Origin of the sequence: Maribellus sp. CM-23 (genome assembly GCF_021354595.1) — a bacterium.
Classification (GTDB): domain Bacteria; phylum Bacteroidota; class Bacteroidia; order Bacteroidales; family Prolixibacteraceae; genus Draconibacterium.
The window spans coordinates 201385-219016 of record NZ_JADWYJ010000005.1 but is presented as its reverse complement, the minus strand read 5'-3'; the positions used below and the strand labels follow the sequence as shown (position 1 = coordinate 219016).

Genomic DNA, 17632 nt, shown 5'->3' with positions numbered 1-17632 from the left:
ATGAATAGTTATTTGCTGATCATATTGGTGACAATGCTACTTTCAGCATTTTTCTCCGGAATGGAAATCGCTTTTGTATCTGCCAATAAACTACGCCTCGAACTCGACAAGAAATCAGAACCTTTTAGTTCGCGCATTTTAAAATTTGTTACTGCCAACGGCGGGCAGTACATTGCCACCATGCTGGTGGGCAACAACATTGCGCTGGTTATTTACGGTATTGCCTTTGCCGCCCTCCTACAACCGGTGTTTGAACCCTATTTTCAGTCGGCATCGGTTGTGCTGTTTATGCAAACCATCACCTCCACCATTATCATTCTGGTATTCTCTGAGTTTCTGCCCAAAACCCTTTTCCGTTTATTCCCCAACTCTTTACTGAATTTCTTCTCCCTTCCGCTTGCTTTCTTTTATGTTCTTTTTTACCCCATTACCCGTTTCTCCATCGGCATAACCAACACACTCCTAAAGCGTGTCTTGAAAACCGACATCGCAAAAGGACAAAAAAACCCTGTATTTAGCCGGATAGATCTGGATGAGTTTGTTAACGATAACGACCCCGGAAGAAAAGAACTAGCCGAAAAAACAGTCGAAACAGAAATCAAACTGTTTAAAAATGCACTTGACTTCTCGAAGGTAAAACTGCGCGAAATCATGGTCCCCCGAACGGAGATCGAGATGTTGGAAATGGGGGCAGCCATTGGCGAATTGCGCCAGAAATTTGTTGAAACAGGCTATTCCCGCATACTTTTCTACAAGGAAAACGCCGATAACATTATTGGCTATGTACATTCATCGGTTTTGTTTCATAACCCAAAATCGATCGAGCCGTTTATCAAAAAAGTGTTGATCGTTCCCGAAACCATGCCCGCCAATAAACTGTTGAGCACTTTTATCCAGGAACACAGGAGCATTGCCATTGTGGTGGATGAGTTTGGCGGAACATCCGGGATGGTGACCAGCGAAGATATTCTGGAAGAAATATTCGGGGAAATTGAAGACGAACACGACACAAGCGACATTATTGAAAAAAAGCTAAGCGATAACGAGTACATTTTTTCAGCACGGGCAGAAATTGACCTTCTCAACGAAAAATACTTTTTAGATTTGCCCGAGACCGAAGAGTTCGAAACCCTGGCCGGCTTTCTGCTTTTCCACCACGAAAGCATTCCCAAGATCAACTCACTTATTACCATCGGAAAATTCCATTTCAAAATATTAAAAGCCACCAACACCAAAATAGAACTGGTAAAACTCACTATTGCAGACGATTAACTATTGTCGCTTGAGTGATCATAAAATATTCATTTTCTGACCCTTAACGACACACCTCTTTACCCCCTAAAAAAAAATCAAATAGCTGTGTTAAATAGTTAAAATTGTTATCTTCGTAGCTCGAAAAAAATCAAATAAAATTTTGCATTAAAATAACTGTAAATCAATGGCAACGTTACAAAAAATTAGAACGAAAGCAGGATTGTTAGTGGCAATTGTAATCGGTGTTTCATTGGCAGCATTTATCCTTGGCGATATGCTCCAGGGAGGTTCGTCGATGTTTCAGAGAAACCGTTTAGAGATTGGAGTTATTGACGGTGAATCCGTTCAGTACCCTGACTTTCAGAAGAAAGTAGAAGAGTTAGGTGAAATATTCAAACAAAACTACAACACTACCCAGCTCGATGATAATATGTGGGCACAGGTAAGAGAACAGGCCTGGCAACAACAGATCAGTGAAATTGTAATGGGTGATGTTTTCGATAAACTCGGTATTGAAACAAGCAACGAAGAACTGCTTGATATGTTAACTGGGGCAAACATTCACCCCATTGTTCAACAGATTTTCCGCAACCCAGAAACCGGACAGTTTGACCGCGGTGCAGTGGTTCGCTTTCTGAAAGGCATGGAAACCGGCGCTGTTACGCAGGAAAACAAAGCTTATTGGTTAAACCTGGAAAACCAGATTGTGGAAGAACGTGCACAGTCGAAATATGCCAACATGGTAGGAAAAGGTTTGTATGTAACCAAAGAAGAAGCTGAAACCAGCGCTGCTGCTGCCACCAAAACAGTTAACTTCGACTACATTTCTGTGGCTCAAAGCACTGTTGCCGACGACCAGGTAACCGTTACCGAGCAAGACCTGAAAGAATACTACGCAGCCAATCAGGATGAGTACAAAGAAGCTACAAGCAGAAGAATTGAATACATCACGTATGCGGTTAAACCATCTGCATTGGATTATGCTGATGCTGAAAAATGGATCAACGATATTAAAAGCGATTTTGAAAAGACCGAAGACAACGTTCAGTTTGTAAATGCCAATTCGGATGTTCCTTTCCAAAGCGTTTGGAGCAAAAAAGAAGATCTTCCAGAAAACATTGCAGCCTGGGTATTCGACGAGAATGCTGAGGTAGGCAGTGTATTTGGCCCTTATGCCGATGGAGATGCTTTCACGCTGGCCAAACTGCACAAATCTGAAATGATGCCCGACTCGGTGGAGGCTCGTCACATTCTGTTGCCTGTAAATTCTCAAGTAGAAGCAATGGCCGCTCAGGCTTTGGCCGACAGTTTGAAAACGCTGATCGAAAGCGGTGCTGACTTTGCCAAACTGGCCCGTGAAAATTCAAGCGACCAGGGTTCTGCCGTTAACGGTGGCGATTTGGGTTGGTTCCGTCGCAACATGATGGTAAAACCTTTTGAAGAAGCTGCCTTTAACAACAAAAAAGGCGAAGTAAGCATTGTGGCAAGCCAGTTTGGTATTCACATAATCCAAACTACCGAACGCGGAAAACTGACTCCGCAGGTTCAGGTGGCCTATTTAACACGCAATGTGGTGCCAAGCACAAAAACATACCAGGAAACTTATGCTCTTGCCAGCCAGTTTGCCGGAGAAAATACAAGCCGCGAAGCTTTTGATGCTGCTGTAACTGAACAGAAACTGGCCAAACGTGTTGCCAATGTTGGTGAAAACGATCGCCAGATTGCCGGACTGGAAAACGCCAGGATGTTGGTAAAAGCAGCCTACGAAGCAGAAGCAAATGATATTCTGAAAACAACGCAGGGATCACCGATCTTTGAATTGGGTGACAACTTTGTGATTGCGGTTCTTACCAAAGTAACCGAAGAAGGTGTGGCTCCTTTCGACCAGGTTCGTGCACGTGTAGAACTTGCTGCAACCAAAGCAAAGAAAGCTGAATACCTGGTTGAAAAGTTAAAAACAGCTATGGCCGGAAAATCGGATCTGAATGCCCTTGCACAGGAAATGAATACAGAGGTTAAAAATGCTGCCAACATTAACTTTAACTCTTTCTCGATTCCTGGTGTTGGTTTAGAGCCTGCCGTTATCGGAACCGTTACAAACATGCCGGTTGATAAATTATCAGAACCTATTTCTGGTAATAACGGAGTATTTGTAGTGATGGTAACTTCGGAAACCGAAAACCCGGTTGCCAATGTAGAGGCTGAACAAAACAGACTTGCCCAAACCATTAGCTACCGCGCAGCTTCTCAGACTTTCGAAACACATAAAGAGGCGGTTGAGATTGTCGACAAAAGATCGAAATTCTATTAGAAAACGATAGCATACAACAAAAAGCCGTTCAGTAATGAGCGGCTTTTTTTATGCATACAGCCCAAATACAAGTCTCCGTAAGTAACGCTGCACGAAACACGAGTGCACGAAACAGATACACCTGCCATACAGATCGAAAAGCCTTCTTTCTTCTTAGAAACAAGTTTCCTGCACTTCGAAAAGCTTTCTGTGTACCTCGAAATATATTCTATGCTCATTGAAAAGTCTTCCTTGTTCCTGGAAATATATTCTATCTTCATCGAAATGTGTTCTATCCACCTCGAAACACATTCTATGTTCATCGAAACGCATTTTGTGTTCATAGAAATACATTCTATGTTCATAGAAACGTATTCTATCTACATCGAAATATATTCTATCTTCTTCGAAATCCTAGTCTGACACATCGAAGTAGTCCATTCCCGGTACCGAAACAAGCACTCATTTTGCCGAAGTTATGGGTTCTCCACCTTTTTATTCATGTTCCGTTTCTACTCTTACTGAAAAAAATACTAAATTAAAGCCCAAAGTTCAAACCCGGAGATGAACAAAGCCGATTCTCCTCTCGGAAGAAAGTAACCTAAAAGATAACCAACTATGCAAAAGCGGATTTTCCTGGCAACCCTGATCACGGGCTGGCTGCTATGGTCGTGTAACGACATCGAGAAGAAAACCATCAGTAACGAAGAAGCTGTGACGCTGCTGACCGAATCGGTTACCGCCTACGACCTTTTCTCCAGTATCCAGGATGAAGCATTTCAAAGGGGCGATGTGGTCGAAAACTCGCTGAAAAGTGCCACCAAACAAAACGATACCTATCCTCGTCTGAAGGTGGAACCATCCGATCTGACCACCTGGCCGAAAACCATTACCATTAATTACGGCAGCGAAGAAATTGAGGGAATTGACCAGAGGATGCGAAAAGGCAGTATCATTATCAATGCCAGCAATTTTGCCAGCGTACCAAATGCCAGCTGGGAGATTACTTTTGATGAGTATTACCAGGACGGCTACAAAATAGAAGGCACACAAACCATTCAGAACAAAGGGCTGAACAGCAGCAATCACCCGGAGTATTCCTGTAAGGTGCAAGATGGAGCAATTACATCGCCCGAAGGGAAACAATTTCGTTTTGAACAGCAAACCACCCGTGAATGGATTTCCGGCTACGACACGCACCTGGTTTTAAGCGGAGATACCGAAGATTTTTGCGACGATGAGTATTTGATCTCGGGCTCGCACAGTGGTATCAGTTCGCACGGTTACCTCTATGAAATGAGCACCAAACAGGATTTGCATGTAAATGTTTGCTGCCGGTGGATAATGGAAGGTATTTTGTCGGTAACCCTGCCTGACAACGATTTAAATTGTCAGATCAATTACCGTCCGTCATCGGAAACAGGCGACCTTTGTAACAACCAGGCAGTATTTACTATTTTCGAGGAACAAACACCGATTACTCTGCCCTAACTGAACAAGCGGGAGAAGATTGATTGTAGATTGAAAAGCAGATTGACACAGATTATTCAATCCCATCAATCCATTCAATCATCTCCATCTAAAGCCGGTTACTAAGTTGCTCTAGCAGATTTCCACCAAACGAATATCAAAGCTCAAAACGGCGTTGGGCGGAATTTTATTCCCTGTACCTTTACGCCCCCACGCCAGGTCGGCCGGTACCCAGAATTTGTAGCGACTTCCCACCGACATCATTTGCAGCCCTTCCTGCAAACCTTCGATCAACTCTTCCAGTTTTACTTTGTCGGGCCTGTTTTGGCGATAGGTGTCTTCGAGTATCTTGCCATCGAGCAAAAGTGCCCGTTGATGAATCAACACCTCGTCAAACAAGCCCGGCTTGGGACCGCCTGTTTCTTCCACTACCAAATACTGAAGACCTGATTCAGTTTCAGAAACTCCGGTCTTTTGCAGGTTATTTATCAGGAAATCCTCTCCTGATTTCCGGTTATTGCCTGCCGACCCTTTGTTCCGCGATTTCTTTTCTCTTCCTGCCATTTCAATACGCTCTGTTTCGACGCTAAAATTACTGTTTCTGCACCTTGCCAACCACAACCAGACGAGTCGCCATTTCAAATCCAAACTTGTCAAGTGCGACCTCTATCTCCGGAATTTCATTTTTCAGTTCCCAATATTCCGGTTTATCCTTTACGGTTTCCACTGCCTCGTATAACTTTTGCTTTCTTTCTTCGATATCCGCTTCTCCCGGAGACTCCGCCGGGCTTTTATGCTCAAAATAAAGGGATATTGTTAATCCGGAAGTCTCTGCCATTTCAAGAATTTCTTTCTTCGTGAATGAACTGTTGTGACATATCCCGTTCAGCCGGTCGATCTTGCTTCGGAAATGATGCATCGCCTTGTGCACTTCCTGTGCCGGATTCAGATCGTCGCTAAAAAGCTCGTTTATAACAATCCATCCATCCGGTTTTACTACGCGTTGCATTTCTTTCAGGGTTGTCTGTACATCCGACAGGTGGTGAAGAGCCATCGATATGGCGGCCACATCAAAGCGGTCGTTGTCAAACGAAAGCGTTTCTCCTTTCATGACCGAAAAATGCGCCAAAGGATACCCAAGGGCGGCTTCTTTCAATGCGTCTTCATCCGGATCAACTCCGTAAATCTCGGCGTTTGAAAATACCTGATTCAGAACTTTAATAAAATGACCGGGGCCGGTTCCAACATCCAAAACCGATCCAACCTTTTTGTCTTCAAAAAAATCAATAAGAGCTTTCATATTAATAATAAAAATGCGGATAACGCGGTTAAAACAATAACAGCAGTGCGGTATAGTTGTTCCGAAATCTGCTTTACCAATGCGATACCAAGAAAGGCCCCCAGCGCAATGGCAGGCAACATCAGAACATTAAGCGTAAGAGTTTGCCAGTTGATGGTTTTCCAAAACAGAATGTGTAAGGGGAATTTTGAAAAATTGACAATCAGAAAAAACCAGGCTCCGGTGCCGATAAACGATTTTTTAGGCAAGTGCATGGCCAGCAAATAAATGGCAAAAATGGGCCCGGCAACGTTTCCGATCATCGTGGCAAAACCACCCAGTACCCCCATAGCTGCGGCAAACCACCAGGAATTCGGAAAGAGTTGCCCCTTCTTCTGGCGGTCTTTCCAAAGCATGAGCCCGATACACAGGAACACCAGCACTGCCATAATATTTTTGAACCATTCGTCGTTCACCACATGCCCTACCCATAACGCAATTGCAATACCCACAAATGCCCAGGGCAAGAGTTTCAAAAGGTACTTCCATTCGGCATGGCGGTGGTAATAGCTAACGGCAAAAATATCTGCCATCATCAGCATGGGCAGTAAAATTCCGGCAGAAGCTTTTCCTCCAAAAACAATGGCAAGCGCAGGTACCACCAGCATTGATACACCCGGCACCCCCACTTTTGACATCCCCACCAACAGGGCGCAAACGGCAAATAAGATCCATTGAAGTGTTGAAAAATCGAATCCGTGCATAGGCTAGCGTTAAGCTCTCAAAAGTATTGAAAATAGCCGAGACAGACAGCCTGAGACATTAAAAAACAGCCCCGGTTTCCCGAGGCTGTTCGCTAACAATTCGAAGGTTGAATCCTTCACAAAAAACAAAAAACAAAAAGCAAGGTTACCTTCTATCCATCAATTATCCCTCAGCAATCACTTCTTTCTTTGAAGTCTCCTTGCAGAAATACTTATTCAATTAGCGTGCCAGACCCCATTCATTTTCAACCTTTAACCTCTGTTAACGCTGATATGTCAGCCCACCCGCTCATCAATTTCTTTTAGTTCTCCGGGGTCTACTTCACCAAACCAGTCGTTGAGTTTTTGCCGGGCTTTTGTTTTAATTTCGGGTGTAATACTTTTCGAAATCTGGGAGAGCGCAAACAGCAACACGCCCAAATCATCGGAATAACCGATTAACGGTGCCAGGTCGATGATGGCATCGGTGGGGAGGATAAAATACCCGAGAGCAGCGGCTATGCTCAGCTTTGTTTTTATCCCGGTTCCTTTGTCCTGCATGGTGTAATACAGCAGCAAAACCGCATAAACGACTTTTGTACCGGCTACTTTGGCATACTTTTTAAGTTTCTCCCAAAGCGACTCTTCTGAAAAGTACTGGTTGTAATTATTTTCCGTCATTTTAAGCTTGAATGATTAAAGTCGAGTTGCTGATCTCCGTACTGCTCTACAATTTTCACCAAAATTTCATCTACCTCGTGGTTTGTTTCGGCGCGAAGCAGGGCAATTTTCAATTCTCTGAAATTGGGCAGGCCGGGAAAATATTTAGCAAAATGCCGGCGCATCATCAGTATCCCCGACCGTTCGTTGTCTTTCCATTCCAGGTTCATAAACATTTGCTCCTTCAGCACATCCACCACTTCGGCAACCGTTGGCTGAGGAAATTCTACGCCGGTAGAAAGGTAATGTTTTACTTCGCGGAAAAGCCAGGGACGGCCGATGGCTCCACGTCCGATCATCAATCCGTCGACACCGGTTTCATCCAGGAATCTTTTCGCCTTTTCTCCGCTGTTTATGTCGCCGTTGCCAATAATCGGAATCCGGATATTCGGGCTATTTTTCACTTCTCCTATCAGCGTCCAGTCGGCCTCGCCGGTGTACAGTTGCTCGCGTGTTCTACCATGAATGGCCAGAGCCTGAATTCCCGCATCCTGCAAACGCTCGGCAGCTTCCAGAATTGGCATATCGGCGGCCGTCCACCCAAGACGTGTTTTGGCTGTTACCGGTACATTCACCGCTTTAACAATCTCGGCCGCCATTTGCTGCATTCTAGGCAAATCTTTTAGCATGGCCGCTCCCGCACCGTGGCGGATGATCTTTTTCATGGGGCAGCCAAAATTGATGTCGATAAAATCAGGCTGGCTTTCTTCGGCCACCTGGGCAGCGCGCACCATCGACTCAATGTTGTGCCCGTAAATCTGAATGGCCACCGGACGATCAAATTCAAAAAGATGCATTTTCTCGCGGGTTTTCTGAATGTCGCGCACCAAAGCTTCTGACGACACAAATTCAGTGTACATTACATCGGCGCCAAATTTCTTACACATCCAGCGAAACGACTTGTAAGTCACATCTTCCATCGGCGCCAGAAAAAGAGGCGTATTCCCCAGTTCAAGATTTCCAATCTTCATCTATAAATTCTTCTACTCATTAGGCAAACGGCAGCTTTAACCGCCACACTGCCACCATTCAACTTTTTATAACAGGGCAAAGGTAGAAAATATTTCAGGCAGTGGATTTCAAAGCAGGCGCTTCACCTTTGTGTGTTCCGTAAGTTGCAGATTTTTTAATTGAACACCGGTAAGCAGGTTCACCCCCGGTTTTTTCCCGGCGTCGAAGCTTCCGAAAGTATTCGAAATATGCAAAGCTTCGGCTCCGTTAACACATGCCCAGCTTATGAGTTCTTCCAGTTGAACATCAGGAAAATTTTGCTGAAGCGTAATCATTTCTTTTAAAATGGAAAGGGCAGTATTGGAAGCCAAACTATCGGTTCCCAAACAAATATTCATCCGGTGTTTCCTGAAGAGTTCAACCGGAGGAAGCGCATTTTCAATGTATAAATTGGAACCCGGGCAAAGTGCTAAAAAAGTATTTTCTTTCGACCGTTGTAGTTCCAGATCTTTCAAATCGTTTTCGCTGGTAAACGTATTATGAACCAGCAACAAGGTATTTTCAACCGGCAGAAATTCCAATGCGGTGTTTAACGGAGTGCTCCTGCCTGCCTGCCAGTGCGAAACATCGAGGCCAATGTTGTGCTGCAAATGATCGGCAATCGGCCCGGTACCCTCTTTGAAAAACTGCTCTTCGGCCTGGCTCTCCTGGTTGTGAATCGATAAAATGCCTCTATTCTGCACTGCTTCTTCCTGTATTTTCATGAAAAGTGACTCTGAAACAGAATAAGGCGAGTGAGGGACAATGCTTGCCGGAAGTCCGCTTTGGTTGAACTCATTCCGGGCCTGGACCGCCAGATCGAAAGCCCGTTCTGCCCGCGAAGGATGAAAACCAAAAGCTTCTACAAAAGTATGGTAAGTTGTTTTGCTTTTTTGCTTCACCGGAATGGAGATCCCTGAATTGGAAACATCGCCTACCGCAGCAATCCCTGCGGCCCACATCAAGCGATCGGCCAACTGCATGGCTTTCAGAACAAGCCCGGGCTCTGCCTTTCTGAGCTTATTAATTTGCCCGATAAAACCGCCCATACCGGTTTTATCCTCTGTCTTTTTATGTAAATGAGAAAGTTCGAGGTGACAATGTGCATTTACAAAGCCCGGAACAATAACGCCGCTGTAGTATTCCACACCGGCCTCTTCGCACCAGTTATCTGCTCTTTCCTGCAATTCAACAACTGTTCCGTCGTCGTCGCAAACAAGAAGTCCGTTTTTTACAGGTGGCCTGTTTCCGGGGAAAATATATGTGGCCGCCAGTTTTCTCACATCTTTGGGCTATTTATCAATTTCGGCCTGCTCTTCCTTTAACTTCAACTCATCCTGCTTTCTGCCGGATAATTCCTGCTCCATTTCACTCAGCTTCGAAGTTACTTTCCGGTACATTTTGTCGAAATTCTTCGGAACGCTGGCGTAGTAGATAAAAGATTGCTCGAACAAGCTATCCTGAACATGGTATTTGTCGAGCACCGAATAATAAAAGTTGACCGACGAATTATCTCGCATGATCGTATCATAGCGGAACTTGTTGTAAGTCGCTTCCGCTAAATGTATATCCACCAGCATATCGATCATCTGGCTTTCCTTAATCAGATTTTCTGGTTTCGGAACCACGGGATCGTCGCACGAAGCCACAACAAAAACCAGTAACAATACTATAAATTGGAATCTTTTCATCATCAGGGTGCCAAATTATAAATAGTTCGGTCAGAAATCAAAAATCGGAAGTTAAAAATTGCTATCCCATAAGTTTCTGAGCGAGGTTCAAGATACTGAACTGTAATCCTACTTCGGAAATTTTATGCAAAAATGGTTTTGAATACCTCTTCCACCCGGCTTACTTTCACAATGTCGATGTTGAACTTCTTCACATCAAAGCCTTTGTTTAGCGACGGTACATAAATCCGCGAGAAACCCAATTTGGCAGCTTCGGCAATCCGTTGTTCAATACGGCTGACAGCCCTTATTTCGCCTGTCAGTCCCACTTCTCCGGCAAAACAGATTTTGTGGTTAATCGCAATATCAATATTCGACGAAAGAATGGAACAAATAACCGCCAAGTCGGTGGCCGGGTCACTGATTTTAAGCCCGCCCGCAATGTTCAGAAATACGTCTTTGGCGATAAGTTTAAACCCCGCCCGTTTTTCAAGCACCGCCAGCAACATGTTCAGCCGGCGCAGATCAAAACCCGTGGAAGACCGTTGCGGCGTTCCGTAAGCCGCCGAACTTACCAGGGCCTGAATCTCGATCAGGAAAGGACGTACGCCTTCGACGGTGGCAGCAATCGCTGTTCCACTTACATCGTGGCTCACTTTCGAAATCAGTTGTTCCGAAGGATTCGTGATCTCACGCAAACCATCGCTGCGCATTTCAAAAATTCCGAGTTCGTTAGTCGAGCCAAAACGGTTTTTGTTCGAGCGCAGAATCCGGTACATGTAATTGGTGTCTCCTTCAAACTGCAAAACCGTGTCGACCATGTGTTCCAGCACTTTCGGGCCGGCCAGATTCCCGTCTTTTGTAATATGACCAATGAGCACCACCGCCACATTATTTTTCTTGGCAAACTTTAAAATGGCCGATGTGCATTCGCGTACCTGTCCCACCGATCCCGGAGATGATTCAATCAACTCGGTGGAAATGGTTTGAATCGAGTCGATGATCAGCAGTTCAGGGTTAACCTGTTCGGTATGAGCCAGGATATTTTCGAGCGAAGTCTCACTCAAAAACAAACAACTGCTGGTTTTATTGCTCAGGCGCTCGGCACGCAGTTTTATTTGCTGCAGGCTTTCCTCTCCCGAGATGTAGAGAATATTCTTCCCGTTCAAACCCAGCGCCATTTGCAGCGCCAGAGTAGATTTTCCGATACCGGGATCGCCCCCCAGCAATATCAGCGAACCGGGAACAATGCCCCCGCCCAGCACACGGTTAAATTCTTCGATACCTACCGAAATGCGGCTGTTTTTTACGGTTTCGATCTTATCAAGTGTCAGCGGCTGGTTACCCGAGATCTGTACCGACAGTTTCCCGGTCGTTTGCTTTGTTGCCACAATTTCTTCCACCAAGGTATTCCATTCGCCACAAGAGGTACATTTTCCAAGCCATTTAGGCGACTGTGCGCCGCAGTTTTGGCAGGTGTAAATTGTTTTTGCTGAAGGCATATTCAAAATAAATAATTACAGCGAAGTTACCATTAAAATTCGATTCTTTGCCTGAAGTCTGTTTGTCCGCTTCTTGCAACACAACACTGAAAATCCAATTTTTGGAAAGATTATTCTGAATCCGATCTCATGCAGACCACCAGCAAAAAAGCGCAATCAATAAAATTTCAAATATTAAGACAAAACTTACATTTTGTGTTAATCCTACGCTTTATAAATCATTATTCGTCGGAATTTATAATTTTGCTGACAGTGTTTGATAGGGATAGTTTTCACAAAAGTTAATTTTGAGACTCTGCATTGTGGCTTTTGCCCATGACATACAAAGCAGGTTTCGGTCGTTTCATGAGAATTGGCGGTAAGCATAAAAACAAAAAAATAGTTGAGGTACTGTTTAAACAGCACTACAGCGAGTTATGTAATTATGCGTATGCAATTGTGAAAGACGACAGCGAAGCCGAAGATATCGTTCAGCAGTTCTTTGTAGATTTTATCGTATACAAAAGGTACAAAAAGGTAGAAAGCTCAATGGAATCCTATCTTTTTTGCAGCGTTAAATTTGCCGCCCTCAAATTTTTAAAACAAAAAATCAGGAAACAGCATGTCTTAATTGACGACTATACAAACAGTCTGCCGGCCGATGAAAACAAACCCGGAAACATTAACTACAAAAAAGCTCTGAACCAGGCATTAAACAATCTTCCTCCTCGTTGCAAGGAGGTATTTGTAATGGTTCACCTTCAGCACCTTTCTTATTCTGAAGCCTCAGATGTACTGGGTGTTTCAATCAACACGGTAAAAACTCAACTCAAAAGGGCCATCAGTATCATTCGCGGGCAAGTACCCTACCCTCTTGAACCCGAATTTGAATAAAAAGACCTTGCAACTTCCCTTCCCGCAAAAACCCACAACAAACAGTAAATCAACAAATAAAGAAGCACTGTCAATTCCTTGTAATTTTTTTTATAAAAAAAATTAGTTTTTCTTTCACCCTTTTCTTCTTTTTGAACACTTACAGGTAAACATTAAAACATAACAAGCAGAACCAAAAGAACCGATGGAAGACAAAAGACACTACGATGTCAATAAAGCATGGGAAAACGTGAACTCGGCTGCCACGCGCAAGCAACACCGTAGAATTGCGGTTAAAGTGGGGAGCACAACCCTTGTTGCAGTATTGGCTGTTCTGATATTGATTCCACTGTTCCGGACCAATCCGGTTAGTGAAATGACGGCACAGGAACAATATACCGGAAGAAAAAAAGCGACTCTGTATTTAGCCGATGGACCAACCGTGGAACTCATGGATTCGCTGGATCACAGTCTGGATCAAATTGTTATTCCGGAGAACATCACACCACTTAATAATACAGCAAAAAACAGCGTAAAAAAGAATGTACTGGAAGTACCGACCGGGGGAGAATACTATTTTGAACTTCCGGACGGTACCAAGGTATGGATCAACTCGCAAACGAGGCTCGAATTCCCGTCGGAGTTTACCGGTAAAAAACGCGAAGTATTTGTGAGTGGGCAAGCTTATTTCGACGTCGTACACAATGCCGAAATGCCTTTTGTTATTCATACGCCGCGCGGAGATGTGGAAGTTAAAGGAACATCCTTCGATTTGAAAGTTTACGATAATGACCAGACTTTTGAAACAACCCTTGTAGAGGGTTCAGTTAGCCTGGCCATTCCTGAATTGCCCAATACATTAATGCGCCCCGGGCAACGAAGTGTATTTTCAGAAGTTACCGGAGAGATATCCACTCAAAATGTGGATGTAAAACTTTATACATCCTGGAAGGATGGGGTTTTTTATTTCGAGGATAAAAACCTTTCAGAAATTGCCAAAGAACTGGAACGCTGGTACGAAGTATCTTTTGCATTTACAGATGCAGAAGCTGCCCGGGTAAGGTATTCCGGTCAATACGATAAAAATCAGCAGCTCGACGAAATTCTTCAGCTGCTAAGCCAAACCGGAGGCATCAATTTTATTACGGAGGAAAATACCATTAAGGTTAAATCACAACCTTCTAGCTAACAGATAGATCAACCATATAATTTGTCTTCGTTCGAAACCGAAGAAGAGTCATCATTGGGCTTTGAATTACCAAAATCCGAAGGTGAATAGCACGAAATATGCAAAAAAACAAACCATACATGATTAAGAATTTACAAAAAATGATGCGAAAAACTGCATTTACCTTTTTGCTACTGACCTTGTTCAGTACAGCGTATTTTAGCTCTGCTGAAAATCCACAATCGGGCACTGCAACCGTGACCGTAAAGCAGGTTATGGACCACTTAAAAAAGCAAACCGGGAAAAATTTCTTCTACAGCACCACCAATATCGATACTAAGAAATCGATTCAGGTGAATCTGCGCGATAGTGCGGAGAAGATCCTTGATGCCTTGTCGGATCAGCTTTCGGTGGATGTGGAAGTAAAAGAAAAAATAATCGTACTTACTCCGGCTCCAACAGAAAAAAAGGAAGAACCGGTAGTTGCCCCCGTGAAAACCCAGCAGGAAAAAAAGCGGACAATTACCGGGATGGTAACCGATGAAAACGGAGAAGGCATAATAGCTGCAACCATTACTTACCGCATAAACGGGCTACTTCAGGGCACAACTACCTTGCTCGACGGAACTTTCGAAATCACGATTCCCGAAGAAGTAAAAAGCATTACGGTTAACATGATCGGATACCAGGAAAATGTGGTTGAGATGGATGAAAAGAACCACTATAACATCGCGTTAAAACTCTCTCTGCAGGGATTGGACGAAGTAGTAGTTACCGGGTTTCAGAATGTTGACCGCCGCGAGTTTACCGGATCGGTACAGAAAGTAAAAATGGCTGATGTTCAGCAGCCGGGACTCGAAACAGTTGACAAAATGCTTCAGGGACAGGTTGCCGGTGTGCAAATTGAAAACGTTTCAGGTACCACCGGGTCACGAAGTAAAATTCGAATCAGAGGAAACTCATCGATCAGTGGTAACCGAGAGCCACTTTGGGTTATCGATGGTGTGGTAATGGAAGATGCCGTTAAAATCAACCCAAACGAACTTTATTCGGGAGATCCAAGTACCCTCGTTAGTTCAGCAATTGGAGGTTTGAACCCCAACGATATTGAAGAAATTTCTATCCTGAAAGACGCATCGGCTACAGCGCTTTATGGTACGCAGGCCGTAAACGGTGTAATTGTGGTTACTACCAAACGCGGTAAAAAGGATCATTTCAGCATTGACTATGCGGGCAATTTCACCACAGAAATGAAGCCTGATATCAACGATTTTTACATGATGAATTCCAACGACAGAATATTGCTGTCGAAAGAAATGTTCAACAAAGGTTTGATGAATTACAACAACCTCGATTACTTCGCCGGGGGATTCGGTCAGTCAGTAATGCGCTATTACGATAAATCCATCACCGATGAACAATTCCAACAGGAAGTTTACCGTCTTCGGCAGGAAAACACCGATTGGTTCGACCTGCTGTATAAAAACTCTTTTAAAATGGAGCACAACGTTAGTATCACATCTGGTACCGAACGTGCACAATATTACTTTTCGTTGAATTACTTTCAGGATTTAGGTAATACAATCGGGCAAAGCACCGATCGTTACATTGCCAACTTTAAAGCCAATTACAACGTTGCCAAAAACTTTAGAGCAGGCATCAAACTTAATATCAGCAATAAGGAGCAGGAAATTTTCAATTCCAATGCCAACCCTTACGTGTATGCATTAACAACCAGCCGGGCTATTCCCGAGAAAGAAGCCGACGGGTCGGATTATTACTATACCTACAATAAAACGGGAATGAACATTTTCAATGAAATTGAGAATTCGTTTTCGAACCTGAGTAACATCGATGCACTTTGCCAGATTGATCTGAACTGGAAAATCCACCCCAATATCGATTTAAATTCGATCGTTTCGTTCCGGAAAACTTATGCTCATGTTGAGCGGATTTATACCGAAAATTCAAATATATCAAATTCCTACCGCGATAATGACAGATACTTTTTTATTGATTCAGAAGATGAAGATGCCCCTGCAGAAGGCGTAACCACTCTTCCCCGTGGCGGTCTGATGCAAACCAACGACGATCGCAGTTCGTTTTTTACCAACCGGAATACCATCTCTTGGTCGAAAATATTTGATGACCACAAAGTAGATCTTTTCGGAGGACAGGAATACAGAAGCAAAATTTACGATTATGGCTATGTATTTGGTTATGGCTACGAATATTACCGCGGCAAAACAGCCAATCCAAGCCATTTGCCTATTAAACGTGCCGAAGTTTATTCACTTACTCCCTACTACGGCTTAAATACCAGCCCAACTTACTTGCTCTCGTATTTTGGAACAGCAACGTACACCTATAAAGGACGATATACTTTAAACGGAAACATGCGTTCTGATGGATCAAACCAGTTTGGAAGTACCGCCCGTTACCGATTTCTGCCCATTTGGAGTATTGGTGCCAACTGGAATATCACCCAGGAAAGTTTCATGGAAAACCAGCAGCTTTTTACCAACCTCGCACTACGCGGATCGTTTGGATTAAGGGGTAATGTATCGGGTAATTTCTCTCCACAAGTATTGGCCTATTATGAATTATCCTATGCTATCGACCCGAATGACAAGGAAGAATCACTGAATGTTGAGCAACCGCCAAATCCCGACCTTCAGTGGGAAAAAGAACACATTTACAACCTTGCTCTCGATTTCTCTATTAAAAACAACATTAGTGGTAGTTTGGAGTATTACAACCGAAGTAACTTCGACCTGATCAGCCCTTACCCGGTCTCAAGAGTCACTGGTTTCGACAAAGTAAACCTGAACTGGGCAAGTATGCGCAATCAGGGTATTGAATTCTCAATAAGCTCAACCAACATACAAACACCCAAATTTACCTGGAACACTAACTTTACATTTGGTTACAATAAAAACGAGGTATTGGAAGCCTTTTACACCCCAACACTCAGAACACTTACATCAAGTAATATAGTAGCTCCTGTTGTCGGAAACCCTATGACCGGTATTTATGCTTTCCGCTTTGCCGGATTGGACGAAGCAGGTATACCGACATTCTACGATGCCGATGACAATGTAGTGTACGGTATGGATCTTTCAACCCGCGATATGGGTGCGTTGGAATACATGGGAAGCCGCGAGCCGGTATACTCGGGAGGAATCACCAATACTCTTACGTATAAAGACTTTAACTTTTCGATGCTGTTTGTTTACAGTGGGGGAAATAAAACCAGACTCGACGAAGTTTACCAATATTATTACCTGGACACCGAAAACGTTTCGCAGGAAATGGTAAACCGCTGGCAATTTCCAGGTGATGAACAGTACACCAACGTACCTGCCATTCTCGATCTGGAAACTCAATATGCCTTACAGATACAGGGATATGATGTCCCCTACATGTACAATAACAGCAATATCAGGGTGGTAGATGCATCGTACCTGAAACTGCGAAATGTTACATTTGGATACAATCTTCGGAGAGAAAAGCACAAAGTTTCCGGAGTTGGTGATATTCACTTTCAGTTACAAGGACAAAACCTGTGGTCGCTTACCCATAAAGATCTGAATGGCCGCGATCCGGAAGCTCTTATACAAGGCTCAAATATTCCACTTCAAACTTCCTTTACATTTAGCGTAAAAGCCAATTTTTAATAACTAAGTAAGTAAAA

The 17632-nt window shown here is 43.7% G+C and carries 14 protein-coding genes; 6 read left to right on the top strand and 8 right to left on the bottom strand.

The annotated features are described in order from the left end of the window. From INQ51_RS17350 to INQ51_RS17340, 3 genes are all read left to right on the top strand, one after another. A complete protein-coding gene (locus INQ51_RS17350; RefSeq protein ID WP_233379214.1) occupies positions 1-1272 on the top strand; it encodes a hemolysin family protein in 1272 nt (423 codons plus the stop codon). 166 nt (positions 1273-1438) lie between these two features. Further along, the gene (locus tag INQ51_RS17345; RefSeq protein WP_233379213.1) at positions 1439-3565 is read left to right on the top strand and encodes a peptidylprolyl isomerase; all 2127 of its coding nucleotides are present in this window, start codon (positions 1439-1441) and stop codon (positions 3563-3565) included. 597 nt (positions 3566-4162) lie between these two features. Further along, on the top strand, positions 4163-5035 hold the full coding sequence (locus tag INQ51_RS17340; protein WP_233379212.1) for a hypothetical protein: 873 nt from the start codon (positions 4163-4165) through the stop codon (positions 5033-5035). Positions 5036-5146: 111 nt separating this feature from the next. Here INQ51_RS17340 and INQ51_RS17335 read toward each other — a convergent pair whose 3' ends face one another. The 8 genes from INQ51_RS17335 to radA form a co-directional block, all read right to left on the bottom strand. Then, positions 5147-5578: an FKBP-type peptidyl-prolyl cis-trans isomerase gene (locus tag INQ51_RS17335; protein WP_233379211.1), complete on the bottom strand. Its 432-nt coding sequence runs from the start codon at positions 5576-5578 to the stop codon at positions 5147-5149. 28 nt (positions 5579-5606) lie between these two features. Continuing rightward, positions 5607-6314 (bottom strand): class I SAM-dependent methyltransferase, encoded by a 708-nt coding sequence (locus INQ51_RS17330; RefSeq protein ID WP_233379210.1) that lies wholly within the window; start codon positions 6312-6314, stop codon positions 5607-5609. Then, complete coding sequence (locus INQ51_RS17325; protein WP_233379209.1) at positions 6311-7057, bottom strand: sulfite exporter TauE/SafE family protein; 747 nt, start codon at positions 7055-7057, stop codon at positions 6311-6313. Before INQ51_RS17325 ends, INQ51_RS17330 begins: the two co-directional genes overlap by 4 nt. A gap of 276 nt (positions 7058-7333) precedes the next feature. Next, positions 7334-7717: a YkvA family protein gene (locus tag INQ51_RS17320; RefSeq protein WP_233379208.1), complete on the bottom strand. Its 384-nt coding sequence runs from the start codon at positions 7715-7717 to the stop codon at positions 7334-7336. Further along, the gene (gene dusB, locus INQ51_RS17315) at positions 7714-8727 is read right to left on the bottom strand and encodes a tRNA dihydrouridine synthase DusB (protein WP_233379207.1); all 1014 of its coding nucleotides are present in this window, start codon (positions 8725-8727) and stop codon (positions 7714-7716) included. The genes INQ51_RS17320 and dusB overlap by 4 nt, the downstream gene beginning before the upstream one ends. 108 nt (positions 8728-8835) lie before the next feature. After that, positions 8836-10029 carry an amidohydrolase family protein gene (locus tag INQ51_RS17310; protein WP_233379206.1) on the bottom strand — a complete coding sequence of 398 codons (1194 nt, stop codon included), beginning with the start codon at positions 10027-10029 and terminating at the stop codon, positions 8836-8838. Positions 10030-10038: 9 nt separating this feature from the next. After that, positions 10039-10440: a DUF4296 domain-containing protein gene (locus INQ51_RS17305; protein ID WP_119436558.1), complete on the bottom strand. Its 402-nt coding sequence runs from the start codon at positions 10438-10440 to the stop codon at positions 10039-10041. A 119-nt stretch (positions 10441-10559) separates the two neighbouring features. Beyond that, positions 10560-11918 (bottom strand): DNA repair protein RadA, encoded by a 1359-nt coding sequence (gene radA, locus INQ51_RS17300; protein WP_233379205.1) that lies wholly within the window; start codon positions 11916-11918, stop codon positions 10560-10562. A 315-nt stretch (positions 11919-12233) separates the two neighbouring features. Between radA and INQ51_RS17295 the strand changes: the two genes are divergently transcribed. The 3 genes from INQ51_RS17295 (at position 12234) to INQ51_RS17285 (ending at position 17615) form a co-directional block, all read left to right on the top strand. Then, positions 12234-12791, top strand: coding sequence for an RNA polymerase sigma factor (locus INQ51_RS17295; protein WP_233379204.1), 558 nt, complete (start codon positions 12234-12236; stop codon positions 12789-12791). A 184-nt stretch (positions 12792-12975) separates the two neighbouring features. Next, positions 12976-13959, top strand: coding sequence for a FecR family protein (locus INQ51_RS17290; protein ID WP_233379203.1), 984 nt, complete (start codon positions 12976-12978; stop codon positions 13957-13959). A 119-nt stretch (positions 13960-14078) separates the two neighbouring features. Further along, the gene (locus INQ51_RS17285; protein WP_233379202.1) at positions 14079-17615 is read left to right on the top strand and encodes a SusC/RagA family TonB-linked outer membrane protein; all 3537 of its coding nucleotides are present in this window, start codon (positions 14079-14081) and stop codon (positions 17613-17615) included. Positions 17616-17632 lie beyond the last annotated feature (17 nt).